Below are 23713 nucleotides of genomic sequence, written 5' to 3'. Positions count from 1 at the left end.
CGCCCCGCACACCCCCGCGCCCCTCACGCGAGCGCGACCCGCGCACTGCCACGCGCCCGCGCCCGCACCCCACGACCCGACGCAGCGCCACGCGGCACCACCGCGGGGTCCGGCCCGTCGGGGGCGACCGGTGGAGCCGACCGTGCTCCCGGACGACGCCCCGCCACGGCTGAACCGCGCGACCCGCAGGAGGAACCCCGCCAAGACGGACGCACCGCAGCGCCTCCCCTACGGGGGAGTCAACCCCAAGGACTACGCACAACCGCCCCCCAGACTGACGACGGGGTGTGGCCCGCGCCACTAGGTTCGTGGCGTGACTGTGATCGCTACCGAAAGCCTGACGAAGCGGTACCCGAGGGTGACCGCTCTGGACCGGCTCACCGTCGACATCGCACCCGGCGTGACCGGGTTGGTCGGTGCCAACGGAGCCGGCAAGTCGACCCTGATCAAGATCCTCCTGGGGTTGGCGCCGGCCACGGAAGGCCGGGCCGCCGTCCTGGGCATGGATGTGGCGACAGAGGGCGCGGCGATCCGCGCCCATGTGGGCTACATGCCGGAGCACGACTGCCTGCCCCCGGACGTGTCGGCGACGGAGTTCGTCGTCCACATGGCCCGTATCTCGGGGCTGCCGCCGGCCGCCGCGCGAGAGCGCACCGCGGACACGCTCCGCCACGTCGGCCTGTACGAGGAGCGGTACCGCCCCATGGGCGGGTACTCCACGGGCATGAAGCAGCGGGTGAAGCTGGCCCAGGCGCTGGTCCACGACCCCCGGCTGGTGCTGCTCGACGAGCCGACGAACGGGCTGGACCCCGTCGGCCGCGACGACATGCTCGAACTGATCCGGCGCGTCCACACCGAGTTCGGCATCTCCGTGCTGGTCACCTCCCACCTGCTCGGTGAACTGGAGCGCACCAGCGACCACATCGTCGTCATCGACGGCGGCTCCCTGCTGCGCTCCTCCTCGACCAGCGACTTCACCCAGGCGACCGCCTCGCTCACCGTCGAGGTCACCGAGCACGAGGACGAGCTGGTGGAGAAGCTGACCGCCGCCGGGCTCAACGCGCACGCGGACGGCCGGCTGGTCATGGTCGACATCGACGGGGACGAGACGTACGACGCGGTCCGCGACGCGGTCGCGGAGCTCGGCACGGGCCTGGTGCGCATGGAGCAGCACCGGCACCGCATCGCCGAGATCTTCCGGGGAGGGGACGAGCATGACGCAGCTTGAGGGCAGGACGCCCGCCGCCGACGTCATCCACGACATCGGTTACCGGCACTACGACGGCCCGCGCCTGGGCCGCGGCTACGCGCGCACGTCGCTGTACGTCCAGAGCCTGCGCAGCGCGTACGGGCTCGGCCGTTCGGCGAAGTCCAAGGTGCTGCCGATGATCCTGCTGGCCGTGATGTGCGTTCCGGCCGGGATCATGGTCGCGGTGGCGATCGGCACGAAGGCGACCAAGCTGCCGATCGAGTACACCCAGTACGCGATCATCATGCAGGCGGTCATCGGCCTCTACCTGGCGGCGCAGGCCCCGCAGGCCGTCTCGCTGGACCTGCGGTTCAAGACGACCCCGCTGTACTTCTCGCGTCCGATCGAGGCGGTCGACTACGTCGCGTCGAAGTTCGCCGCGCTGACCACGGCGCTGTTCATCCTCACCGCGACGCCGCTGCTGATCATGTACATCGGGGCGCTGCTGGCCAAGTTCGACGTGAGCGACCAGAGCGCGGGCTTCGCCAAGGCGATGCTCGCCGCCCTGCTGCTGTCGCTGCTGTTCGCGGGCATCGGCCTGGTCATCGCGGCGCTGACGCCGCGCCGGGGCTTCGGCGTCGCCGCGGTCATCGCCGTGTTCACGCTTTCGTACGGCGCGGTGACCAGCGTCCAGGGCGTCGCCTCGATCAACGGCAACGCCGACGTGATCGGCTGGCTCGGCCTGTTCTCGCCGATCACGCTGATCGACGGCGCGCAGACCTGGTGGCTGGGGGCGACCTCCAGCTTCCCCGAGGGCGCGGGCCCGAAGGACGCGGTCGTCGGCACGGTCTACCTCCTCGTCCTCCTCGCCGTGATCGCCGGCTCCTTCGGCCTGCTGATGCGCCGCTACCGAAAGGCCGTACTGTCGTGACCACCCTGTCCATCGACCACGTGTCCCGCTGGTTCGGCAACGTCGTCGCCGTCAACGACGTGACGATGACGATCGGCCCCGGCGTCACCGGGCTGCTCGGCCCCAACGGCGCGGGCAAGTCCACCCTGATCAACATGATGGGCGGCTTCCTGGCCCCCTCGGCCGGCACCGTCACCCTCGACGGCGCCACGGTCTGGCGCAACGAGCAGGTGTACCGGCACATCGGCATCGTCCCCGAACGGGAGGCGATGTACGACTTCCTGACGGCCCGGGAGTTCGTGGTCGCCAACGCCGAACTGCACGGGCTGGCGGACCCGGGGGCGGCGGCGCAGCGCGCCCTGGCCACGGTCGAGATGGAGTTCGCCCAGGACCGCGCGGTCTCCACGTACAGCAAGGGCATGCGGCAGCGCGCCAAGATGGCCTCCGCGCTCGTGCACGACCCGTCGGTGCTGCTGCTGGACGAGCCCTTCAACGGCATGGACCCCCGGCAGCGGCTGCACCTGATGGACCTGCTGCGGCGGATGGGCGCCGAGGGCCGCACGGTGCTGTTCTCCTCGCACATCCTGGAGGAGGTCGAGCAGCTGGCGAGCCACATCGAGGTGGTCGTCGCCGGCCGGCACGCCGCCTCGGGAGACTTCCGCAAGATCCGCCGGCTCATGACGGACCGGCCGCACCGCTACCTGGTGCGCTCCAGCGACGACCGGGCGCTCGCCGCCGCGCTGATCGCGGACGGGTCCACGGCCGCCATCGAGCTGGACTGGAAGGAGCGGGCGCTGCGCATCCAGGCGATCGACTTCGCCGGCTTCACCGAGCTGCTGCCGCGCGTCGCGCGGGAGCGGGGCATCCGGCTCTTCACGGTCTCGCCGTCCGACGAGTCCCTGGAGAGCGTCTTCTCCTACCTGGTCACGGCGTAGGCACACGGCTGTAAGGAGCTCCGATGTTCAATCCCACCGTGGCCAGGCTGACCTACCGGGGGCTGCTGGGCCGCCGCCGGGCCCTGGTCCTGTTCGCCCTGCCTGCGCTGCTGATCCTGATCTCCGTGGCGGTGCGGGCGCTGGTCGGCGCCGACGACTCCATCGCGAGTTCGGTGCTGGGCGGTTTCGCGCTGGCGACGATGGTGCCGCTGGTCGGCGTGATCGCCGGTACCGGCGCCATCGGGCCGGAGATCGACGACGGCTCGATCATCTACCTGCTGGCCAAGCCGGTACGGCGGCCGACGATCATCGTCACCAAGCTGCTGGTCGCCATCGCGGTGTCGGTGGTCTTCTCGGCGGTGCCGACGCTGATCGCCGGGTTCATCCTCAACGGCAACAGCCAGGGCATCGCGGTCGCGTTCACCGCGGCGGCGGCGGTCGCCTCCGTCACGTACGCGGCGATCTTCCTGCTGCTGGGCGTGGTGACCCGGCAGGCCGTGGTCTTCGGCCTGGTCTACGCGCTGATCTGGGAGTCGCTGATCGGCAGCCTGGTACCCGGGGCGCGCACGCTGAGCGTGCAGCAGTGGGCCCTGGCGCTGGCCCAGAAGATCGCCGGCGAGGGCACGGTGACCTCCGACGTGGGGCTGCCGCTCGCAGTGGTGCTGCTGGTCGGCGTCACTCTCGCCGCGACGGCCTTCGCGGGGCAGCGGATGCGGTCGCTGACGCTGGCCGGCGAGGAGTGATCGTTCCGGCCTAGGGCCCGTCCCACCGTAAGCCGCCCGGGTGGTCTTCTTCCGCCCGGGCGGCCCTGCTCCCCCGACGTCCGCACATCGGATTGTCAGATGTGCGGCGTGACGTCCGAGACTCCGCTGCTCTTCGCCGTGGGTGTGTTCCTGGCCGCCCTCGGCCTGCTCATCGCGCTGTTCAGCCCGGAGCTGGCCCACCGCATCGACGCGCTCGCCGGGCGTGCCGCCGCCGGGCTCCGCCGCCGGTGGTCCCGTGACCGGGGCCGCCGGCGCTTCGTCCTCGTCCCCCGGAAGTGGGCTGGATCACAGGACTCCTTGAGAATTCAAGGGAATGTCGCTACCGTGAAGGAGGTTGAATCGTAAACCAACGCGTCCCCAAGGAGTTAGTCATGGGCCTGTTCAATCGCAAGAGCGATGCCACCGAGACCGCTGCCGTCACCACCGCGCCGTCCGCCGACCTGGCGCACCTGACCGGCGAGTACACGATCGACCCGACCCACAGCGAGGTCGGCTTCGCCGTGCGCCACGCGATGGTCACCACCGTGCGCGGCCAGTTCGCGGAGTACGAGGGCAAGCTGCAGCTGGACGGCAGCAAGCCGGCCAACTCCTCCGCCGAGGTCACCATCAAGGTCGTCAGCATCGACACCAACCAGGCCCAGCGCGACGAGCACCTGCGCACCGGCGACTTCTTCGACGCCGCCACCTACCCGGAGATCAGCTTCCGCAGCAGCTCCGCCGAGCAGGTCGACGACGAGACCTACCGCATGCACGGTGACCTCACGATCAAGGACACCACCAAGCCGGTCTCCATCGACTTCACCTACAACGGCTCCGCCACCGACCCCTACGGCAACCTCCGTGTCGGTTTCGAGGGCTCGACGACCGTCAACCGCGGCGACTGGGGCCTCACCTACAACGCGGCCCTCGAGGGCGGCGGCGTCCTGATCAGCGACAAGGTCAAGCTGACCTTCGACATCTCCGCGATCAAGGCGGCCTGAACCCGCTGAAGCAGCCGTCCCCCTGCCGCACGATGGAGGGGATGGCAACGGACGAGACGGCCGGCACCGCCGGCACCGGGCGCCGCCGCACCGCACCGAGCGGCGCGGCGGCCCGGGTCGTCGTCCCCGAGGTGCGGGCCTGGGTGCGCTCCGCCCCCGGGACGCACGTCTGGCTGCTGGCCCTCGCCGTGACCAGCGGCATCATGGCGGCCGCCCCGCCGGACCTGCGGTCCTTCCTGCTGCACCACAACAGCACCAACCTGGCGGAGCTCGGCTCCCAGCCGGTGCGGGCGCTGGTCGGCAGCGCGCTGTGGACCGAGTCCCCGGCGGCCTTCGGGCTGTACGCGCTCTGCTTCGAGGCCGTCCACGCCCCCGCCGAGCGCTGGCTGGGCACCCGGCGCTGGCTCGGCGTCGTGGCCCTGGCCCACGTCGGGGCGAGCGTCCTCAGCCAGCAGGCCGTGCTGCTCGGCATCCACGCGGACCGGCTGCCGGCCTCGCTCGCCCACACCGTCGACATCGGCGTCAGCTACGGGCTGGCCGGGGCCATCGGCGTGCTCACCCACCGGGTACGACCGCCCTGGCGGCTGCCCTACCTGCTCGCCGCCGCGGGCTTCTTCGCCTACCCCCTGGTCACACCGGGCCGCACCTACACCGACCTCGGGCACGTCATCGCCCTGCTGATCGGCCTCGCGTGCCGCGGGCTCACGCCCCGGGGAAGAGCCGCTCCAGGACCAGGGCGATCCCGTCCTCGCCGTTGGAGGCCGTGACCTCGTCGGCGGCCGCCTTCAGCAGCGGATGGGCGTTGCCCATCGCGACGCCGTGGGCCGCCCACTCGAACATCGGCAGGTCGTTGGGCATGTCACCGAAGGCGATGGTCTCGGCGGCCGTCACACCCAGCCGGCGGGCGGCCAGCGACAGCCCCCGGGCCTTGGACAGCCCCAGCGGCAGCAGCTCCACGATGCCCGTACCGGACATCACGGCGCTGACCAGGCCCCCGGCGGCCGTGGTCGCCGCGTGCGCGAGCTCGTCGTCGCCCAGTCGCGGATGCTGGACGTAGAGCTTGCTGACGGGCGATGCCCACAGCCCCTCCACGTCGTCCACCTCGCCGCCCACCGGCAGCTCCGAGTCGAACAGCCGGTAGCCGGGGCCGAGCACGATGTCGCCGTCGATGCCGTCGAGCGCCGCCGCCACGGCCAGCGGGCCGGTCTCCGCCTCGATCTTGGCCAGCGCCGTCCGGGCGGTCTGCCGGTCCAGCGTGACCGAGGTCAGCAGCCGCCGCTCGCCCGCGTGGTAGACCTGCGCGCCCTGCATGCAGACGGCCAGGCCCTCGTAGCCCAGGTCCTCCAGGACGTGCACCGTACGGGCCACCGGGCGGCCGGTGACGACGATGTGATCGGCACCCGCCGCGGTGGCCGCGGCGAGCGCCTTGCGCGAACGTCCGGAGACGGTGTGGTCGGGGCCGAGCAGCGTGCCGTCGAGATCCGTCGCGACCAGACGGTAGGGGAGCGGGGCGGTCACTTGGCTACCGGCTCCAGCACCTCACGGCCGCCCAGGTACGGGCGCAGCACCTCGGGGACGCGGACCGAGCCGTCGGCCTGCTGGTGGTTCTCCAGGATGGCGACGATGGTGCGCGGGATGGCGCACAGGGTGCCGTTGAGCGTGGCCAGCGGGCGGGTGCCGTTCTCGTCCCGCAGCCGCACGGAGAGCCGGCGGGCCTGGAACTCGGTGGTGTTCGAGGTCGAGGTCAGCTCGCGGTACTTGCCCTGGGTGGGGATCCACGCCTCGCAGTCGAACTTGCGCGCCGCCGAGGAGCCCAGGTCACCCGAGGCCAGCTCGATCACCCGGAAGGGCAGCTCGAGCGAGGTCAGCCACTGCTTCTCCCACTCCAGCAGCCGGGCGTGCTCGGCCTCGGCGTCCTCGGGGCGGGTGAAGACGAACATCTCCACCTTGTCGAACTGGTGGACGCGGATGATGCCGCGGGTGTCCTTGCCGTACGAGCCCGCCTCGCGCCGGTAGCAGGGCGAGAAGCCCGCGTAGCGCAGCGGCAGCTTCGACGCCTCGATGATCTCGTCCATGTGGTACGCGGCGAGCGGGACCTCGGAGGTGCCGACCAGGTACAGGCCGTCCTTCTCCAGGTAGTACACGTCGTCCTCGACCTGGCCGAGGTAGCCGGTGCCGGCCATGGCCTCCGGCTTGACCAGCGTCGGGGTCAGCACCGGGACGAAGCCGGCCGCGGTGGCCTGCGCGATGGCCGCGTTGACCAGGGCCAGCTCCAGCAGGGCGCCGGGGCCGGTCAGGTAGTAGAAGCGCGAGCCGGAGACCTTGGCGCCGCGGTCGACGTCGATGGCGCCGAGCAGCTCGCCGAGGTCGATGTGGTCCCTGGGCTCGAAGCCCTCGGCCGCGAAGTCGCGCGGGCTGCCGATGACCTCCTTGACGACGAAGTCCTCCTCGCCGCCGACGGGGGCGTCCGGGTGGACGATGTTGCCGAGCTGCAGCAGCAGGCGCCGCGCCTCCTCGGCGGCCTCGTGCTGCTCGGCGTCGGCGGTCTTCACGGCGGCCTTGAGCTGCTCGGCCCGCTTCAGCAGCTCGGCCCGTTCCTCGCCCTGGGCCTTGCCGACCAGCTTGCCCAGCGACCTCTGCTCCGCGCGCAGCTCGTCGAAGCGGGTACTGGACGACCTGCGCCGCTCGTCTGCGGAGAGCAGGGCGTCGACGAGCGCGACGTCCTCTCCACGGGCGCGCTGGGAGGCGCGCACACGGTCGGGGTCCTCACGAAGCAGGCGAAGGTCAATCACGGGAACAGGCTACCGGTGCGCCGGGTGCCGACGCGACAAGTTAAGTGCTTTATGGGGTGTTATGTCCGCTTCGAAAGCGGGCTGCGGGAAAAGCCGTACGGCCGATAATGGCGGGTCGGTTACCGTCAACCGAATTCTTCGCGTCCCTCCGGGGAGGGCATGTGGCCTGTGGACAAAGGCAGTTGGGGCAGGTCCGGAGCGGAGAGTTATCCACAGGGGGAGGGGTGTCCCCCTCACTTGTCCACAGCGGGTGTGGATGGGCTGTGGAAGATGGACCTGATCATTCCGCGGGGTGGGTGCGGGGGCATGGATTCCCGGTTCAAACCCTCCTAACACTCACTTTCGAGTGAGAACTCTTCCCTCTATCGAGTTGTTCGAAGGTATTGGGATGACGAATGATGACCTGGGGGTCTGTGGGACCAGTTGGCGCGAGTGTGCCGATTTGTCGATCTGGCGGTTCCTTGGGCGACTTGTTCTGTCGACTTATCCCCAGCCCGCGGCAAGGGCCTGTGGATAACGCGGTGGACAACCGAAGGGGCCACCGGTTGTTCACCGAAGGCCCCCGGGAAGCGGTGCGCGAGCGCCTCAGACCCGCCCGTCCAGGGCGCGCCCCAGCCAGTCCGCCGCGGCCGTGAACTCCTCGTCCGTGGTCCCCTTGCGCTGCTGCGGCGGCACCTCGTCCGCGCGCGGGTACGAGCCGAGGAAACGTACCTGCGGACAGATCCGCTTCAGGCCCATCAGCGCCTCGCCGACCCGGCGCTCGGTGATGTGCCCCTCGCAGTCCACCGAGAAGCAGTACCGGCCGATCCCCTCGCCGGTCGGCCGCGACTCGATGCGGATCAGGTTCACCCCGCGCACCGCGTACTCCTGCAGCAGTTCCAGCAGCGCGCCGGGGTGGTCGTCGCCCAGCCAGAACACCGCCGAGGTCTTGTCGGCGCCGGTCGGCGCGACCGGCCGGGCCGGACGGCCGACCAGCACGAAACGGGTCTCGGCGTTCGCCGCGTCGTGGATCTGCGTGGCCAGCGGCTCCAGCCCGTACGTCGGCGCCGCGAACTCGCCCGCGAACGCCGCGTCGTACCGGCCCTCCGCCACCAGTCGGGCCCCGTCCGCGTTCGACGCCGCCGACTCCCACGCGGCGTCCGGCAGGTGCGCCGTCAGCCACTTGCGGACCTGCACCTGCGCCGCCGGGTGACCGGTGACCGTCTTGACGTCCCCGAGCCCCGTACCCGGGCGCACCAGCAGCGCGAACGCGATGTGCAGCCGCACCTCGCGGTAGATCATCAGCGGGGTGCCCGCCGCCAGTTCGTCCAGCGTCGCGGTGATGCCGCCCTCCATCGAGTTCTCGATGGGCACCAAGGCGGCCGCGGCCTCCCCGCTGCGCACCGCGTCGAGCGCGGCCTGCACCGAGACCATCGGTACCAGCTCGCGTGTGGCGGCCTCCGGAAGCGTCCGGAGCGCGGCCTCGGTGAAGGTGCCCTCAGGGCCGAGATAGGTGTAACGGCTCGCCGGCGACATGTCTGTCAGCCTAGGCCCTGCCGCCGAAGTCCCGCCTCAGGACTCCAGCAGCCGCTGGCCGACGTACTCGCCCGGTGCCGCGCCGCCCGGGACCGCGAAGAGCCCGCTGGCCTCGTGCCGCAGGAAGCGCGACAGGCCGTCGCCCCGGTCGAGTTTGCGCTGCACCGGCACGAACCCCTTGAGCGGGTCGGCCTGCCAGGCCACGAAGAGCAGCCCGGCGTCCGGTGCGCCGTCGTCACGGTAGCCGTCGTGGTACGAGTACCCGCGCCGCAGCATCGCCGCGCCGCCGTTGGAGGCCGGGGCGGCGACGCGGACGTGCGCGTCGGCGGCGATCGCGAAGGTACGGCCGTCCGGGCCGACCTTGTCGAGGTCGGGCTTGCTCGCCTCGGTGCCGCCGGACAGCGGGGCGCCGTCGGCCTTGCGCCGCCCGATCACCTTCTCCTGGCGCTCCTGGGGGAGGTTGTCCCAGGTGTCCAGCAGCATGCGGATGCGCCGGACGACCGCGTAGGAACCGCCCGCCATCCACTGCGGGGAGCCGGAGGCGGGGACGAAGACGCGGGCGTCGAAGTCGGGGTCGGAGGGCCGGGGGTTGTTGGAGCCGTCGACCTGGCCCATCAGGTTGCGGGCGGTGCGCGGCTCGGCGGTCGTGCCCGGGGTGCGGTTGAAGCCGTTCATCTGCCAGCGCAGCGTCGCCGTGCCCGCGGCCTCCTTCTGCAGCACGCGCAGGGCGTGGAAGGCGACCAGCGCGTCGTCGGAGCCGATCTGGATCCACAGGTCGCCGTCGCTGCGCCCGCGGTCGAGCGCGTCGGAGGCGAAGTCGGGCAGCGGGGCGAGCGCCTGCGGCATCCGCCCGGTCAGCTCCGTCCCGGCGAAGAAGCCGCGCCCGAAGCCGAAGGTGACGGTGAGCGAGGACGGCCCGGCGTCCAGGGCGATCTGGTTGTCGCCCGACGGGGCCCGGCCCTCCGTCATCGCCTCGGCCGCCGCCGACCAGCGGCGCAGCAGCGCCGCGGCACCCTTGCGCCCGGCGCCCGCGGCCAGGTCGAAGGCGACCAGGTGGCCGCGGGCCTGCAGCGGGGTGGTGATGCCGGCCTGGTGGGTGCCGTGGAAGGGGACGGCCGTGGCGCCGACGGAGGTCAGCGCCGTGGCCTCGTCCCGCGTGGCGTGCGCGGTGACGGCGCCCGAGGTGCCGCCCACGAGCAGTCCCGCGGCGCCCGCCGCTCCGGCGGTGCCGAGCAGACGGCGCCGCGAGAGGTCCTGAGGACGGTCGTTCATGAGCCGATCTTCACTACCTTCGTGCGGGTGACCTGGTCGATGTCCGAGGTCCGTACGGTCACGGCGACCGTCCACTCCCCGGGGACCGGGATCTGGACGTTCTCGGCACTCCAGTGACCGGTGTCGATCTTGCCCAGCGTCACCGGGATGGGGCCGATCTTCTTGGACTTCAGGGTGAAGGAGACCTGCACCTCGGGGACGTCGAAGGCCCGTCCGTCGGGGGCGGTGACCAGCAGGTGGAGCTCGTTCTCGGCGACGCCGCCCGGGTCCAGGGTCACCTCCGCCTCGCCCTTGCCGTTCGTGCCGCCCGTGTCGAACGGGATCCTCACGTCCAGCGGCTCGGGCACCTCGGACACCGGCGCGGAGGCCTGCTGCTGCGCCGCGCCCTCCTCGGCGGCCCTGCCCGGCTGGGTGCCGGTCAGCAGCGTCGTGACGGCCAGCACCACGACCGCGACGGCCACCTCCGCCAGCACCGACTTGCGCAGGCCCGTGCGCTCGGTGTCGGCGTCGCGGTCCTTGCGGGCCCGCTCCTTGGCCAGCGCCGCCTCCTGGCGGGCCAGCTGTTCGGCGCGCTCGGACGCACCCCCGCCCCCGCCGCCCTTCCGTCCCACGGCGACCGGCTGGGCGACGGCGGCCTTGCCGCGGACGGCCGTGTCGCCGAGCCGCGCGGTCCAGCGGCGGGACAGCCAGGCCAGCTCCACCAGGAGGATGACCAGGCCGATCTTGACCAGCAGCAGCTGGCCGTAGCCGGTGGACACCAGCGCGTCCCAGGAGCCCAGCTGGCGCCAGGACTGGTAGACGCCGGTGACGACCAGGGTCACCACCGCCCCGAAGGCGATCCGGGAGAAGCGCTGCACCACCGCCCGTTCCACGCGCTGCCCGCCCCACAGCGCGACCAGCAGTGCGGTGAGACCGCCGAGCCAGACGGCCATGGCCAGCAGGTGCACGATGTCGACGGGCATCGCCACCGAGGCCTGGATGCCGACCGAGGCGTGCTCGGCCATGGCCCACGTCGCGGCCAGGCCGACCGATACGACCGTGCCGCCGATGGCCAGGCCCCAGGCGAGGTCCTGGCGTTCGACCGGGTCCTCCCGCTTGGCCCAGCTGCCGAAGAGCACGGCGATGAACACCGCGCCCGCGGCGAGCAGCAGCAGCCGGGACACCAGCGCCGCGCCGGGCCGGGTGTCCAGGACGTCCCGTACGCCGCCGAGGTCGAAGGCGTCGCCCAGCCCGCCCCCGTCGGCGTAGGGGGCGCGCAGCATCAGCAGCAGTATCGTCGCGGCGACCATCGCGGCCCAGCCGGCGGCCACCAGCCGCCGCATCGACCGCGTCCGCGCGCCGTCCGGCCAGCACACACCGATGAAGAACGCGGCGCCGACCAGCAGCGCGAAGCCGAGGTAGGCGGCGTAGCGGGCGATGTCGTACAGGGTGCCGACGGCGCCCCCGCCCACCTCCTGGTCGGGCAGCTGGACGGAGGTCTTGGAGGGCGCGCCGATGGAGAAGGTGAAGGCGCCCGCGACCGGGTGGCTGTCGGCCGAGACGACCTTCCACGCCACGGTGTACGTGCCGTCGCCGAGCCCCGGGCGCAGGGCGACGGCCGCGGTCGTGCTGCCCCTGCCGCCGTCGTTCGCGTCGCCGGTCTCGGCGCGCTTGCCGTCCGGGCCGAGGACCCGGATGGAGTCCTTCGACAGCAGCACACCCTCGGAGAAGGACAGCCGCACCTGCGCCGGCGCGGTCTTGACGACCGAACCCTGCGCCGGGTCGGAACCGACGAGCGCGGCGTGCGCGGACGCCGGTGCCGCGGTGCCGAGCAGCAGGCCGAGCACGGCGAGCGGTACGGCCAGCAGCCGCAGCGCGGACTTCGTCATCACCCTCATGGCGCTCTCCTCAGTCCCCCGGGTGGTAGCCCGCGGGCTTGACCGGGACCCGTACGTCGATGGTGTCGGCGTCGTCGAAGTGCAGCCGCAGCGAAACCTGCTCGCCGGCCGCGGGCTTGTGCTCCAGGTTCGTCAGCATCAGGTGGTTGCCGCCGAGCGCGAGGGTGAGCCGTCCGCCCGCCGGGACCGTGAAGGAGGTCACCCGGCGCATCCGGTTGTCCTCGGTGCTGTGCAGGGTGATGTCCCCGGACAGGTCGCTGGTGACGGAGGTCAGCCGGGCGTCCCGGTCGCCGGTGTTGCTGACGGTGAAGTAGCCGGCCGCCATGTCCGCCAGCGTGGGCTGCGGGATGTAGGCGCCGCTCACCGTCAGTTCGGGGCCGTCCGGTGACCCGGAGCAGGCCGTGGCGCCGAGCAGCACCAGGGCCGCCGCCACGGGGATCCGCCGCAGGGAGCGGGCCGGGGTCACGGCGTCCGCCCCGCGATGATCTTCGGCAGGTCGGCGGCGAACTCCTCGGACGTCGTGCCCGACATGTACAGCGCGTGCGCCTTGTCGTCCTTCGGCGAGTACGCGATGACCTGGGCGCCGTGCGTCACGGTGATGCTGCCGTCCTTCTCCTTCACCGGCTTCTCCACGTCCACGCCGAGCGAGCGCGCGCCCGCCTGGATCGTGGCGAAGTCACCGGTGAGGCCGACGAAGGACTTGTCCTGCGCGCCCAGCCACTCGCCGAGCCGCTGCGGGGTGTCGCGTTCGGGGTCGGTGGTCACGAAGACCACGACGAGCTCGTCCTGCTCGGCCGCGGGCAGCTTCGACTTGGCGATGGCGATGTCGCTCATCGTCGTCGGGCAGACGTCCGGGCAGTGGGTGTAGCCGAAGAAGAGCAGGGTCGGCCGGCCCTTGGTCCGCTCGACGAAGTCGTACGTCGTGCCGTGCGTGTCCGTGAGGATCATGTCCGGCTTCTCGAACGGCGTGTCCAGGACGGTCGCGGCCTTCGGTGTCCCCTCGACGGAGACGACCGGCTCGGCGCCGGAGGTGTCCGCCCCGCCGTCCGGGCCGCCGCAGGCGGCGAGGGTCAGGGCGAGTGCGGCGACGGCGGCGGCCGAGGCTGCCGCCCTGAGGGTGGTACGCATCAGGGGTTCCCCAGGAATTCGTTGCGGCGCCGGGGCGGCCGCGGTGCGTGCGCGGCGGCCGCCCCGGCGATGGTGCGTCAGGCGGACGGGGTGCCCGTGCCGCGGCGGCGGCCGGCCAGCACGCCGAAGGCGACGCCCAGCACGCCCACGACGATGCCGACGATGCCCAGCACCCGGGCCGTGGTGTCACCGGCGTCGGCGGAGGCGGTCTTCTCGGTGGCGCCGTCGCCGGACGCCGAGACGGCCTCGGCCTTGGCGTCGTCCTTCTTGTCGTCCGAGGTGGCGGCGTCGTGACCGTGGCCGTCGTCCGCGGCGTCGGCCAGGGTCAGCACGGGCGCCGGGTGCTCCGGCTCCTCCTGGCCCTCCTGCTGCTCCTCGATCCAGCGCACGACCTCCTTGTTGTCGTACGTCTGGAGCGCCTTGAAGACCAGCTGGTCGGTGTCCTCGGGCAGCGGGCCCAAGGAGACGGGGAACTGCTGGAACTCGCCGGGCTTGATCTTCCCGCCGCTCCAGGTGATCTTCGTGACGGCCTCGGTGAGGTCGCCGTGCCCGGTCTTCAGCGGGGTCTTGAGCTTGGTCCTGGTGATCTGCACCGTCCAGCCGGGAACCGGCTGGGTGGAGACGGAGGCGATCGGGTGGTCGCCCGGCAGGTTGACCTCGACCTTGATCGTCGAGGCCTTGTCGTCCTCGTTGGGGACCTTGAACGCGACCGTGCTGTAGCCGCCCTTGGCGGCGTTGCCGGGCTGGACGCTCACGTGCGCGAAGGCGGGGACGGCGGTGGCGAGCACGGCCGCCCCGGTGACGGCGGCGAGGGCGGTGGCGCGGCGCATGACGGTGTTCATGATGCGGAGACTCCACGGTGACGGAGGGAAGGTGACGGATGGCACGCGTGCGGCGCGCGCGACTCCGCCCTCGTACGTCGGTGGAGCGGGTCGCGTTCAGGCCGCGAGGGCGTACGCCGGCGGACCGCGCCGGGCCAGGCTGTGCCGCAGCAGCGCCGTGCGCGGCACGCGGGTGGAGCCGCCGGTGCGGCTCGGGGCGAGGACGGCGCGGGGCGCGGCCGGGCTGCCCGTCAGCAGGAGGCGTACGAGCGCGACGGCGTGGCGCAGGGCGCCGCCCGACAGTTCGGCCAGCCCGCGGGCCGACAGGGCGACCAGCCGCCACAGCGCGGCCTCGCCGCGGCGCAGCAGCCAGCCGGCGGTCACCGCGGCGACCACGTGCCCGAGCAGCATGGGGAGGCTGTAGGAGAGCATCGTGCTCTCGGCGGCCGCGGAGGGCATGCCGGGCATCGCGGGCATGCCCACCATGTGACCCGTCCCGGCCGCGGAGTGCGCGTGGGAGCGCAGCGCCGCCGTCCGTTCGTCGCAGAGCAGCCGCCCGGCGATCTCGGCTATCCCGCCGGCACCGCAGACCCCGCCCACGTTGAACAGCACGTGCAGCACGAGTTGTCCGCCCGCGAGCCCGGTCGCGATGGCGGGCATCGAGCGCTCCCGCCCGGCGAGCGGGGCGACGACCGCGAAGACGACCAGCCAGCCCACCGCCAGCGTCCAGCCGGGCACCCCGTGCCCCGACGCCAGCATGTGCGCGCCCGCGGACAACACGACGCAGACCGCGGTGAACACCGCGGCCCGCAGCAGTCGCAGATCGGCGCCGGCGCGCACGGGGGTAGACATGACGGGCGTCATCCTCTCACCGCGGGCCCGCCTTGCGAACGGCGGGTCCCGGAACACGCCGGTCTGTGCTATGCGTCCGGCGGCGTTCCTACACCCGCCTGAGGAGCGACGGCATCCGCCGTATGGCTGGCATCACGTCAACGCCACGCTTACCGACCGTGTTTCGGGGCAATACGTATCGGTATGTCGAGCCGCAGCCAGGAGGCTGAGCATGAGCATCTGGTGGTCCCTCCACTTGCGGCGCGAGGCTGCGAGCGTTCCGCTCGCCCGCCGGCTCCTGCTGGGGACGATGGAGACCGCCGGGGTGGACCCCGACATCTCCTACGACCTGTCGGTCGCCCTCACCGAGGCCTGTGCCAACGCCGTTGAGCACGCCGCCCACGGCGAGTACCGGGTGACGGCCCGCATCGAGGGCGACCGCTGCCGCATCGAGGTGGCGGACTCCGGCCCGGGCTTCGCCCCGGACCTGCGCCGTACGCACCACTCCGTACGTCCGCTGGCGAAGAAGGACCAGCACGCCGAGCACGGGCGCGGGCTGTTCCTGATCGAGGCGCTGGTGGACCACGTCCACTTCCACAACCGTCCCGGGCACGGGGCGGTGGTCAGTTTCGACAAGATCCTCAAGTGGCGGGACGACTCGCTGCTCAAGGTCTCCTGACGCACGGAGGCCGGGGCCCCACGGAGGTCCGCGGGGCCCCGGCCGTCGGTCCGGGCGGCGGGGGTCAGCCCTTGAGGGCGGCCATCCAGCGCTCGACCTCGTCGGAGCGGCGCGGCAGGCCGTCGCTGAGGTTCCGGTTGCCGTCCTCGGTGACGAGGATGTCGTCCTCGATGCGGACGCCGATGCCCCGGTACTCCTCCGGCACGGTCAGGTCGTCGGCCTGGAAGTACAGGCCGGGCTCGACCGTGAGGACCACGCCCGGCTCCAGCGTGCCGTTGACGTAGGTCTCCGTGCGGGCGGCGGCGCAGTCGTGGACGTCCAGGCCGAGCATGTGGCCGGTGCCGTGGAGGGTCCAGCGGCGCTGCAGGCCGAGTTCGAGGACGCGCTCGACCGGGCCCTCGACCAGGCCCCACTCGACGAGCTTCTCGGTGAGCACGCGCTGGGCGGCGTCGTGGAAGTCGCGGTAGGCGGCGCCCGGGCGGACGGCGGCGATGCCGGCCTCCTGCGCCTCGTACACGGCGTCGTAGATCTTCCGCTGGATGTCGCTGTACGTGCCGTTCACCGGCAGCGTGCGCGTGACGTCGGCGGTGTAGAGGCTGTGGGTCTCCACGCCGGCGTCGAGCAGCAGCAGGTCGCCGGAGCGGACCGGGCCGTCGTTGCGGACCCAGTGCAGGGTGGTGGCGTGCGGGCCGGACGCGCAGATGGAGCCGTAGCCGACGTCGTTGCCCTCGACACGGGCGCGCAGGAAGAACGTTCCCTCGATGTAGCGCTCGGAGGTCGCCTCGGCCTTGTCCAGGACCCGGACGACGTCCTCGAAACCGCGCGCGGTGGAGTCGCAGGCCTTCTGCAGCTCGCCGATCTCCCACTCGTCCTTGACCAGCCGCAGCTCGGACAGGAACTCCTTCAGCTCGGCGTCGCGCTCGGCGGTGACCTTGTCGGTCAGCGCGGCCTCGATGCCGGCGTCGTAGCCGCGGACGACCCGGACCGGGCCCGTGGCCCCGCGCAGCACGTCGGCGACCTTGCGGACGTCGGCGCACGGCAGGCCCAGCAGGACCTCGCCCTCGGTCAGGCTGTGGCGGCGGCCGGTCCACAGCTCGCCCTGGCCGTCCAGCCAGAACTCGCCGTTCTCCCGGGAGGAGCGGGGGAGCAGGTAGGCGGTCGCGTCGTGAGATCCGTCACCGTTGGGCTCCAGGACCAGCACGGCGTCCTGGGTCTGGTCGCCGGTGAGGTGCACGTACTCACTGGCGGCACGGAAGGGGTAGTCCGTGTCGTTGGCGCGGGTGCGCAGGTTGCCGGCCGGGACCACCAGCCGCTCGCCGGGGAAGCGCGCCGACAGCGCCGCGCGCCGCTTGGCGGCGTACGGTGCCTGCTCGATCGGCTGCAGGTCGCGCAGTTCGGTGTCGGCCCAGCCGGACTTCATCACCTCGGTGAGCTCGTCGGAGACGGCCGGGTACAGGCCGTTCTTCCGCTGCTTGATGGGCTCGTCGCCTTCCGGGGTCTCCGGAGCGCGGTCCTCGGCCACGTCATGCCTCCTCGCAGTAGACCACCCCATCGTAAGTGGGTGCGCGGGGAGGACCGGCGGCGGTCCCGCCGGTGGTCAGTCGAAGCGGGCGGCGAGCAGGACGACGTCCTCGGTCGGGTGGGGGTCCTCACGGTCGCCCGGGAGCATGGTGTGCAGGACGTGCTCCACCAGCTGCGCCGGGTCGTCCCGGGCGGTCCGCGGGGCGGACGCCGCGGCCGCGTGCAGGCGGGCGAAGGCACGGTCGACGGGATCGCCGGTGCGGTGCAGCAGGCCGTCGGTGTAGAGCAGCAGGGTCTCCCCGGCCAGCGCCCGGAACTCGACGCTGGGCGCCTCCCAGCAGCTGAGCATGCCCAGTGGCGCGGACAGCGAGGTCTCCACGTACTCGACCCGGTGCCCGCCGACGATCAGCGGGGGACAGTGCCCGGCCCCGGCGACCACGACCTTCCGGGAGGCCGGCTCGGCGTAGGCGAACAGGGCCGTCGCCGACCGGGCGGGCTCGGTCAGCCGCAGCAGCAGCTCGAGGTCGGACAGGACCGCGACCGGGTCCTCGCCCTCCATCACCGCGTACGCCCGCAGGGAGGCCCGCAGCCGCCCCATCGCGGCGACCGCGCTCATGCCGCCGCCGCTCACGCCGCCGACCGACAGCCCCAGCGCGCCCTCGGGCAGCGGGAGGGCGTCGTACCAGTCGCCGCCGCCCCCCGCGGCCGGGCGGTGCCGCACGGCCAGACGGACCCCGGGGACCCGGGGCAGCCGGGTCGGCAGCAGCTCCTGGCGGAGCGTGGCGACGGTGGCGCGGCTGCGGTCGAGTTCGAGCAGCCGGGCGAGGTGCTCGGCGGCGTGGCGGCAGTACAGGCCGATGAGGTGGCGCTGGCGTTCGCCGGGTTCGGCCGGCTCGTCGTAGAACCACAGGGCCGAGCCCAGCCGGCCGGCGGAGTCCGCGGACAGCCGGAGGGCGTAACTGGCGCCGAAGCCGAGCCGCAGGGCGACCTCGCGGTGGCGCGGGCCGAGTCCGGGCTCGCGGCACAGGTCGGTGTGGATCTCCTCCGCCGGCACCGCCTCGGGCGCGGCGGGCAGCGGGACGGTCTCCAGGGCGCCGAGTTCGGCCGGGCCGAGGCCGAGGCCCACGACGGTGGCCGGACCGAGCCGGTCGACGGGGGAGACGGCGGCCAGACCGCGTCGCGCACCGACCAAGGTGCCGCCGGCGCGCAGCAGTTCGCGCAGTGCGTCCTGCAGGGTCGCGGTCCTGGCCAGCCGCTCGGTGAGCTCGTGCAGGGTGGTCAGGTCGGAGATCCAGGAGGCCATCCGGTCCTGGGCCGCGGCGAGTTGGCCGACCGGATCCGGCGTGCCGGAAGGTGCGTCCGGGTCGCCCGGATGGGATTGTTGTTCGACCGCGGGGGAGGAAGTGTGCGCCGGTGTCGGAATGGGTGGGTCGATTCCGGCCACTTTCGGTAGGCGCGCGGCGCTCATGGCCGCCGGCTTTCACGCTCTTCGTCGTGACGCGGCGACGGCTCCGCAGAGCAGCGCATTTCCGTCAATAGCATCGCAAACCCCCAAGCTCGTGCTGCGCCGCTATCAATGGATTACCTTGTACCGCCTACTCGTGGGTGTGTCCAGGATTGCCCAGGTGGAAGGGCTGGTGTCGGCGCGTCCGAGGAGATGCAGGACTATGGCCGAAAAAGGGCACCGCGTGCCACAATTAGTTGTCGACTGAAGGGGTTCGACAGCGCGTCATATCCATCGCAGCGGGTACGTAAGGGATGGGAGTTGGCGGCCGCAGGAACCCGGCGTCCTGCCAGGGCGTCATAGACGGAGACGGCCGACCCTCCCCCCATGGCGGGGTGTTGCACAGCCAGCGGGACCGCACACAGCAGCAAACGCAAGCACACGCAGCAGTTCCCAGCACTCCGCAGGACGAACAAGCGCCAGTGTGCGCCACCCCCCGCCACGTTCCACGCTCGGCTCGAGACGTGATGCGCTGCCTCGTAAGCGGTGTGTTCCAGATTACGTTGTGTCATGGGCAGATCCCTGAGCGCCAACGGAAAGGAACGAGCGCAGATGCGCGAGATCCTCGGAAAGCGACGCAAGAGCAGTCCGGAGCTGCTGCGTGCGGCGCTCACCTGCGCCGAGCGGTGGCAATGGCCCGTGGTGCCCGGAGCCGGTACGGACGCGCGGGGCGGATGCGCCTGCCTGCGGCCCGACTGTCCGGTGCCGGGCGCCCATCCGCACGATCCGGGCCTCCTCGCGGCGACCCGCGATCCACGGATGGTCCGCTGGTGGTGGACGCGGCGGCCGGACCAGCCGCTCGTGCTGGCCACGGGCGACCGGGTCTCGGCGGTGAGCCTGCCGGCCGTCGCGGGAGCGCGGGCGCTGGGCGTCTTCGACAAGCTGGGGGTGCGCACCGGCCCGGTCGTGGCCACCCCCACGCGCTTCGCGGTCCTGGTGGAGCCGTACTCGCTGGAGGAACTGGGCGAGTTGCTCGACCGCCACGAATGGGTGCCGACCTCGCTGCGGTACCACGGCGAGGGCGGCTACCTCGTCCTGCCGCCCTCGCCGGTCGGATCCGACGGCTCCGACGGCACCGCGGGGGCGCGCTGGGTCCGGCGGCCGGTGGTGGACCCGGGCGACCGGACGCCGTGGCTGCCCAGCGTGCGGGTGATCGTCGACACCCTGGTGCAGGCGGGCCGCACGGCGCCGGACGGCAGCCGGCTCTCGTACTGAGCGGGTCCCGGTGACGGGTCCCGCGGGAGGTGGGTGACGGTCGCCGTCCCCGTCGGTCGTCACTCGTTCGGGTAGGAGCGGGGGCCGTTGCCCTGCGAACGGGCAACGGCCCCCGCTCCATGTCCGTTTCTCCCGCTATGTTCTGTGCATGATGCGTGCGCCGAACCTGCGGATGGCCGCCCTCGCCACGGTCGTGGCCGTCGCCGCGATGCTGCCCCTGACCGGCGCCACCGCCGGGCCCGTCCTCCCCGCGGTGCCCGTGGACGTCACGACGGCGCTCACGGACGACAAGCCCCTGTCAAGCGGTCCCGGTGTCTTCGACTCCCTGCCGAAGCTGGCCGGATCCGAACGCCAGACCGCATCCTGCGGTCCCCAACTCACCTCCGCGCAAGGCCTGCGGGCGCAGACCTGCACCATCGACGAGGACGGCGACACCTGGGCGCGCACGTACTGGAGCAACACCACGGGGCGGCCCCTGGACGGGGTGCTGAGCCTCATGCGGCCCGACGGCCGGACCGTACAGGCGCGGTGCGTCATCACCGCGGACGCGGGGAGCGGGAGCTGCGAGACGCCGCGCGAGCCGACGGTGGCGGGGGCGGCGGAGCCGTACACGGCGGTGGCGGAGATCGCCGAGCGGGGCGGGGAACGCCCGTTGCTGCGCAGCGGATCCGCGTACTGACCCGCGCATGGAAACGTCCGGTCGCTGGCGACGGGGGATGCACCAGCGACCGGACTGTTTAAACGGTAACAAGACTTCGCCCGTACGCAAATCCGGGGTACGGGTTCCGGCCCGCGTTCAAGGCCCGGCCGACAGCGGCTGTGACCAGGATCACCCGGACGCGATCATGGCCTGAACTGCGGCTACCGGCGCGGGAGACCGGTCAGCTCAGGGTGATCTGCCGGTTGGTGAAGCCGCTGCGCGCCCGCCGCTCCTCCGCCGTCAGCGGGGTCGTCCGCTCCAGCACCTCGGCCAGCCGCTCGCCGAAGGCCGCCGCCGGCTTCTCGACCTCGTCCGCGAAGACGCCCGTCGGCAGGTCCCACACCGGGACGACCAGCCCGTGCGCCCGGAACGAGCCCACCAGCCGCGTGCCCTCGCCCAGCGACGAGGCGCCCGCGGCGTGCAGCCGGGCCAGTGCGTCCAGCAACTGCTCCTCCGGGTGCGGCATGACCCAGCGCAGGTGGTTCTTCTCCGGGGTCTCGCACCAGTACGCCGCGTCGACACCGGTCAGCCGCACGGTCGGGATCACGGCCGCGTTCGCGCGCTCCAGCGAGGCGGCGACCTCGCCGGTGGCGGACTCCGCGTCCTCCAGCCAGAACTCGAAACCGGTGTGCACCACGGGCTCGAACGCGGCGTCCAGGTCCAGCAGGTCCTGCAGCCGGGGACCCTCGGGCGCCGGGCGCTCCCCGCCCACCGGGTTGCCCGGCTCCGCCTGCAGCGCGCGCAGCAGGGTGTCGGCCAGGTCCCGGCTGATGTCCCCGGACGCGGTGTCGTTCTGCAGGCCCAGCAGCACCGTGCCGGTGTCACGGCGCAGCCCCGGCCACGCCATCGGCAGCACGGTCGCCAGCGTGACGGACGGCACGCCCTCCGGCAGCGGGTCCTTGAGCGTCAATTCGGCCGTGGCGGCGGGCACCAGCTCGCGCAGCGCCACCCAGTCGCACTCGGCCGGCAGGCCCTCGAAGGGCCGTCGCACCAGCTCCGTCACCGCGTGCGCCGCCTCACGGCCGTGGCACGCCTTGTAACGCCGTCCCGAGCCGCACGGGCAGGGTTCCCGGGCCCCGACGACGGGGATCTCCCCGTCGGTGATCTGCGGGCGGACAGGGGCCTTCGTCTTCGTCGGGCGCTTCTTCGCCATGGCTCGATCTCTCCCGGTAACGGCGGTGTTCCGGCCGTGAGCCTAGCGCCACGCCGTCCGCCCTCATCGGAGGTCGCGCCTGTGGAGGCCGCGCAACTCCCCTGCGGGGGCTACGGGAGGTCGTCGAAGGGGTCCGCGAAGTCGATCGGGATGTCGAGTTGGGGCACGAGGTCGTCGCGCCGCGCGTGCCGGCTGCGCACCGCGAGCATCGCCCACACCGTGACCTCGCCGGGAGCGTCGCGCACGCCCCAGCGCAGCGACAGATTCCGCACGATGCCGAGCCCGCGGCCGCCGCGGGCGGTGAGCGAGGGGCTGGCCGGAAGCGGGCGGGTGGGCCCGCCGCCGTCGGTGACCTCCACCGTCAGCAACCCGTCCTCGTCGATCCCCCAGGCGGCCCTGATGCCGCTGCCGCCCGAGGACGGCGCGTCCTCGCCCAGCGGCCGGGCGTGCCGGCAGGAGTTGCTCAGCAGTTCCGACAGGATGAGCACCGCGTCGTCGACGACCGGCTCCGCGACCCCGTACGCACACAGTTCCTTGCGCAGCCTGCGCCGCGCCTCGGCCACGCCCGCCGGACCATGAGGCAGGGCCATGGTCGAGGACGTCGGCACCTCCTGGGCCACCACCAACGCCACCCCCGAGACCTCCTTCACCCCACGCCACGGGATGGATGCCCTCTCGTTCTGGGCCGGAAACCGGCCAACTGCGATCTCTTGGGGCACACACAACGATCGAACAGGTTCCGAACGCGCCGGTGCACACCACCCGGGGAGGGAGGGAGTCCGTATTCCCTTCAGCAGCGCCCGAGTTGGGCCAGAACCTGCCTCGGGCGGTTGGTGATGACGGCGTCGACGCCCAGTCGCACGCAGAGTTCGACGTCCTCGGGTTCGTTCACCGTCCACACGTGCACCCGGTGCCCCGCCTCGTGCAGCCGCTCCACGTACCCCGGGTTGGCGCGCAGGATGCGGATGCCCGGCCCGGCGATCCCCACCCCGGCCGGCAGCCGGCCGTCGCGGTGCCGGGGCAGTACGTACTGCATCAGGAAGACGGTCGGCAGGTCGCGCGAGGCCATCCGGATCCGGCGCAGGGAACGGGAGGAGAAGCTCATGACACGGACCCGGGACGGCTCGCCCGGCTCGGGCCACAGCATCCCGAACCGGTCCAGCAGCTCCACCAGCCGTTCCTCGACCTGCCCCGCCCAGCGCGTGGGGTGCTTGGTCTCGATCGCCAGCTCCACCCGGCGGCCGGTGTCCGCGACCAGTTCCAGCAGCTGCTCCAGGGTCAGGACGCGGCTGAGCTCGTCCGGGTCGCCGTCGGTGCGGTCGGGGGCCTCGGCGTCGGCGTCGAGGAGGGAACGCAGCTCCGCGGACGGGCGCCGCCGCGACCCGCCGGCCCTGCCGGCCCCTCCGGCACCCGGCTGCGCCTTCCAGCTGCCGAAGTCCAGGCTCCTCAGGTCCGCGAGCTCCAGCGCGGAGACCGCGCCCCGCCCGTTGGAGGTGCGGTTCACCCGGCGGTCGTGCACACAGACCAGGGTGCCGTCGGCGGTGAGGCGTACGTCGCACTCCAGGGCGTCCGCGCCGTCCTCGATCGCCTTCCGGTAGGCGGCGAGCGTGTGCTCCGGGGCGTCCTCGGACGCTCCCCGGTGAGCCACGACCTGGATCGCGCGGAGATCAGTCACCGGGCTATCGTGCCATCCGCCGGGCCGGGAACGGCCGCTGCTTACGGCGGTCTGACACCCGGTGGGAAAAGCTGTGTCCATCACGACGGTCGTCGTACGTACCGTAGCCGTAACCGTACGCACGGCATACAACGCATATCCGAGGAGAACAGCCGTGAGCACCGAGAACGAGGCCGGCCCGGTCCCGGCGGCGCTGCCGACGCAGCCGCCCGCTGACGCTGGGTCCGCCGCTCCCGCTGCACCTCCCGTGCC

At 72.5% G+C, this 23713-nt stretch carries 24 protein-coding genes; 10 read left to right on the top strand and 14 right to left on the bottom strand.

The features are described from left to right. Positions 1–313: 313 nt before the first annotated feature. The 7 genes from PV350_RS29425 (at position 314) to PV350_RS29395 (ending at position 5545) form a co-directional block, all read left to right on the top strand. A complete protein-coding gene (locus tag PV350_RS29425; RefSeq protein ID WP_499512942.1) occupies positions 314–1228 on the top strand; it encodes an ABC transporter ATP-binding protein in 915 nt (304 codons plus the stop codon). Further along, positions 1215–2120 (top strand): ABC transporter permease, encoded by a 906-nt coding sequence (locus tag PV350_RS29420; RefSeq protein WP_499512943.1) that lies wholly within the window; start codon positions 1215–1217, stop codon positions 2118–2120. Before PV350_RS29425 ends, PV350_RS29420 begins: the two co-directional genes overlap by 14 nt. After that, on the top strand, positions 2117–3034 hold the full coding sequence (locus PV350_RS29415; RefSeq protein WP_499512944.1) for an ABC transporter ATP-binding protein: 918 nt from the start codon (positions 2117–2119) through the stop codon (positions 3032–3034). The genes PV350_RS29420 and PV350_RS29415 overlap by 4 nt, the downstream gene beginning before the upstream one ends. A 23-nt stretch (positions 3035–3057) precedes the next feature. Next, positions 3058–3777 (top strand): ABC transporter permease, encoded by a 720-nt coding sequence (locus PV350_RS29410; protein WP_499512945.1) that lies wholly within the window; start codon positions 3058–3060, stop codon positions 3775–3777. Positions 3778–3885: 108 nt separating this feature from the next. Continuing rightward, entirely contained in the window at positions 3886–4143 is a 258-nt protein-coding gene (locus tag PV350_RS29405) for a hypothetical protein (RefSeq protein ID WP_499512946.1), read from the top strand. Positions 4144–4169: 26 nt separating this feature from the next. Further along, complete coding sequence (locus PV350_RS29400; RefSeq protein ID WP_500336927.1) at positions 4170–4778, top strand: YceI family protein; 609 nt, start codon at positions 4170–4172, stop codon at positions 4776–4778. A 41-nt stretch (positions 4779–4819) separates the two neighbouring features. Next, positions 4820–5545, top strand: coding sequence for a rhomboid-like protein (locus PV350_RS29395; RefSeq protein WP_500336925.1), 726 nt, complete (start codon positions 4820–4822; stop codon positions 5543–5545). Here the strand turns inward: PV350_RS29395 and PV350_RS29390 are convergent. The 9 genes from PV350_RS29390 to PV350_RS29350 form a co-directional block, all read right to left on the bottom strand. Beyond that, complete coding sequence (locus PV350_RS29390; protein ID WP_499512949.1) at positions 5481–6296, bottom strand: HAD family hydrolase; 816 nt, start codon at positions 6294–6296, stop codon at positions 5481–5483. The two genes, PV350_RS29395 and PV350_RS29390, sit on opposite strands and share 65 nt — an antisense overlap. Then, on the bottom strand, positions 6293–7570 hold the full coding sequence (gene serS / locus PV350_RS29385; RefSeq protein WP_499512950.1) for a serine--tRNA ligase: 1278 nt from the start codon (positions 7568–7570) through the stop codon (positions 6293–6295). Before serS ends, PV350_RS29390 begins: the two co-directional genes overlap by 4 nt. A 585-nt stretch (positions 7571–8155) precedes the next feature. Next, the gene (gene pheA, locus PV350_RS29380; protein WP_499512951.1) at positions 8156–9085 is read right to left on the bottom strand and encodes a prephenate dehydratase; all 930 of its coding nucleotides are present in this window, start codon (positions 9083–9085) and stop codon (positions 8156–8158) included. 36 nt (positions 9086–9121) lie between these two features. Continuing rightward, positions 9122–10357: an iron uptake transporter deferrochelatase/peroxidase subunit gene (gene efeB / locus PV350_RS29375; RefSeq protein WP_500336922.1), complete on the bottom strand. Its 1236-nt coding sequence runs from the start codon at positions 10355–10357 to the stop codon at positions 9122–9124. After that, positions 10354–12234, bottom strand: coding sequence for a copper resistance CopC/CopD family protein (locus PV350_RS29370; RefSeq protein ID WP_499512953.1), 1881 nt, complete (start codon positions 12232–12234; stop codon positions 10354–10356). Before PV350_RS29370 ends, efeB begins: the two co-directional genes overlap by 4 nt. 10 nt (positions 12235–12244) lie before the next feature. Further along, entirely contained in the window at positions 12245–12700 is a 456-nt protein-coding gene (locus PV350_RS29365; RefSeq protein ID WP_500336920.1) for a copper chaperone PCu(A)C, read from the bottom strand. Then, positions 12697–13362 (bottom strand): SCO family protein, encoded by a 666-nt coding sequence (locus PV350_RS29360; RefSeq protein ID WP_499512955.1) that lies wholly within the window; start codon positions 13360–13362, stop codon positions 12697–12699. Before PV350_RS29360 ends, PV350_RS29365 begins: the two co-directional genes overlap by 4 nt. A 77-nt stretch (positions 13363–13439) precedes the next feature. Then, positions 13440–14204: a YcnI family copper-binding membrane protein gene (locus PV350_RS29355; protein WP_499512956.1), complete on the bottom strand. Its 765-nt coding sequence runs from the start codon at positions 14202–14204 to the stop codon at positions 13440–13442. A gap of 96 nt (positions 14205–14300) precedes the next feature. Further along, positions 14301–15035: a hypothetical protein gene (locus tag PV350_RS29350; RefSeq protein ID WP_499512957.1), complete on the bottom strand. Its 735-nt coding sequence runs from the start codon at positions 15033–15035 to the stop codon at positions 14301–14303. A 211-nt stretch (positions 15036–15246) separates the two neighbouring features. Between PV350_RS29350 and PV350_RS29345 the strand changes: the two genes are divergently transcribed. Beyond that, positions 15247–15693, top strand: a complete 447-nt coding sequence (locus tag PV350_RS29345; RefSeq protein WP_018558220.1) for an ATP-binding protein — start codon at positions 15247–15249, stop codon at positions 15691–15693. Between the two features lie 64 nt (positions 15694–15757). Here the strand turns inward: PV350_RS29345 and PV350_RS29340 are convergent, their stop codons facing one another. Further along, positions 15758–17245, bottom strand: coding sequence for an aminopeptidase P family protein (locus tag PV350_RS29340; RefSeq protein ID WP_500336917.1), 1488 nt, complete (start codon positions 17243–17245; stop codon positions 15758–15760). 45 nt (positions 17246–17290) lie between these two features. Further along, on the bottom strand, positions 17291–18682 hold the full coding sequence (locus tag PV350_RS29335; RefSeq protein ID WP_499512959.1) for a PP2C family protein-serine/threonine phosphatase: 1392 nt from the start codon (positions 18680–18682) through the stop codon (positions 17291–17293). Positions 18683–19270: 588 nt separating this feature from the next. Here PV350_RS29335 and PV350_RS29330 point away from each other — a divergent pair. Beyond that, the gene (locus PV350_RS29330) at positions 19271–19933 is read left to right on the top strand and encodes a bifunctional DNA primase/polymerase (protein WP_499512960.1); all 663 of its coding nucleotides are present in this window, start codon (positions 19271–19273) and stop codon (positions 19931–19933) included. Positions 19934–20081: 148 nt separating this feature from the next. Further along, positions 20082–20612, top strand: coding sequence for a hypothetical protein (locus tag PV350_RS29325; protein WP_499512961.1), 531 nt, complete (start codon positions 20082–20084; stop codon positions 20610–20612). Between the two features lie 202 nt (positions 20613–20814). Here PV350_RS29325 and PV350_RS29320 read toward each other — a convergent pair whose 3' ends face one another. The 3 genes from PV350_RS29320 to PV350_RS29310 form a co-directional block, all read right to left on the bottom strand. Next, positions 20815–21786, bottom strand: coding sequence for a DUF5926 family protein (locus tag PV350_RS29320; RefSeq protein ID WP_499512962.1), 972 nt, complete (start codon positions 21784–21786; stop codon positions 20815–20817). 110 nt (positions 21787–21896) lie between these two features. After that, positions 21897–22418, bottom strand: coding sequence for an ATP-binding protein (locus tag PV350_RS29315; RefSeq protein ID WP_499512963.1), 522 nt, complete (start codon positions 22416–22418; stop codon positions 21897–21899). Positions 22419–22576: 158 nt separating this feature from the next. Beyond that, positions 22577–23461: a glycerophosphodiester phosphodiesterase gene (locus PV350_RS29310; RefSeq protein ID WP_499512964.1), complete on the bottom strand. Its 885-nt coding sequence runs from the start codon at positions 23459–23461 to the stop codon at positions 22577–22579. Between the last annotated feature and the right edge of the window lie 252 nt (positions 23462–23713).

Origin of the sequence: Streptomyces sp. PA03-6a, from assembly GCF_033792765.1 — a bacterium.
Taxonomy (GTDB): Bacteria; Actinomycetota; Actinomycetes; order Streptomycetales; family Streptomycetaceae; genus Actinacidiphila.
Note: the sequence above shows the minus strand (reverse complement) of the source record. Positions and strands in the feature narration are given on the sequence as shown.

Excerpts from the sequence above, each read along its gene's own strand:
- PV350_RS29320 (WP_499512962.1), bottom strand. The coding sequence starts at position 21,786 with ATGGCGAAGAAGCGCCCGACGAAGACGAAGGCCCCTGTCCGCCCGCAG.
- PV350_RS29370 (WP_499512953.1), bottom strand. The coding sequence starts at position 12,234 with ATGAGGGTGATGACGAAGTCCGCGCTGCGGCTGCTGGCCGTACCGCTC.
- PV350_RS29350 (WP_499512957.1), bottom strand. The coding sequence starts at position 15,035 with ATGTCTACCCCCGTGCGCGCCGGCGCCGATCTGCGACTGCTGCGGGCC.
- PV350_RS29325 (WP_499512961.1), top strand. The coding sequence starts at position 20,082 with ATGATGCGTGCGCCGAACCTGCGGATGGCCGCCCTCGCCACGGTCGTG.
- PV350_RS29395 (WP_500336925.1), top strand. The coding sequence starts at position 4,820 with ATGGCAACGGACGAGACGGCCGGCACCGCCGGCACCGGGCGCCGCCGC.
- PV350_RS29420 (WP_499512943.1), top strand. The coding sequence starts at position 1,215 with ATGACGCAGCTTGAGGGCAGGACGCCCGCCGCCGACGTCATCCACGAC.
- efeB (WP_500336922.1), bottom strand. The coding sequence starts at position 10,357 with ATGAACGACCGTCCTCAGGACCTCTCGCGGCGCCGTCTGCTCGGCACC.
- PV350_RS29360 (WP_499512955.1), bottom strand. The coding sequence starts at position 13,362 with ATGCGTACCACCCTCAGGGCGGCAGCCTCGGCCGCCGCCGTCGCCGCA.
- PV350_RS29355 (WP_499512956.1), bottom strand. The coding sequence starts at position 14,204 with ATGAACACCGTCATGCGCCGCGCCACCGCCCTCGCCGCCGTCACCGGG.
- PV350_RS29410 (WP_499512945.1), top strand. The coding sequence starts at position 3,058 with ATGTTCAATCCCACCGTGGCCAGGCTGACCTACCGGGGGCTGCTGGGC.
- pheA (WP_499512951.1), bottom strand. The coding sequence starts at position 9,085 with ATGTCGCCGGCGAGCCGTTACACCTATCTCGGCCCTGAGGGCACCTTC.
- PV350_RS29345 (WP_018558220.1), top strand. The coding sequence starts at position 15,247 with ATGAGCATCTGGTGGTCCCTCCACTTGCGGCGCGAGGCTGCGAGCGTT.
- PV350_RS29400 (WP_500336927.1), top strand. The coding sequence starts at position 4,170 with ATGGGCCTGTTCAATCGCAAGAGCGATGCCACCGAGACCGCTGCCGTC.
- PV350_RS29340 (WP_500336917.1), bottom strand. The coding sequence starts at position 17,245 with ATGGGGTGGTCTACTGCGAGGAGGCATGACGTGGCCGAGGACCGCGCT.
- PV350_RS29330 (WP_499512960.1), top strand. The coding sequence starts at position 19,271 with ATGCGCGAGATCCTCGGAAAGCGACGCAAGAGCAGTCCGGAGCTGCTG.
- PV350_RS29335 (WP_499512959.1), bottom strand. The coding sequence starts at position 18,682 with ATGAGCGCCGCGCGCCTACCGAAAGTGGCCGGAATCGACCCACCCATT.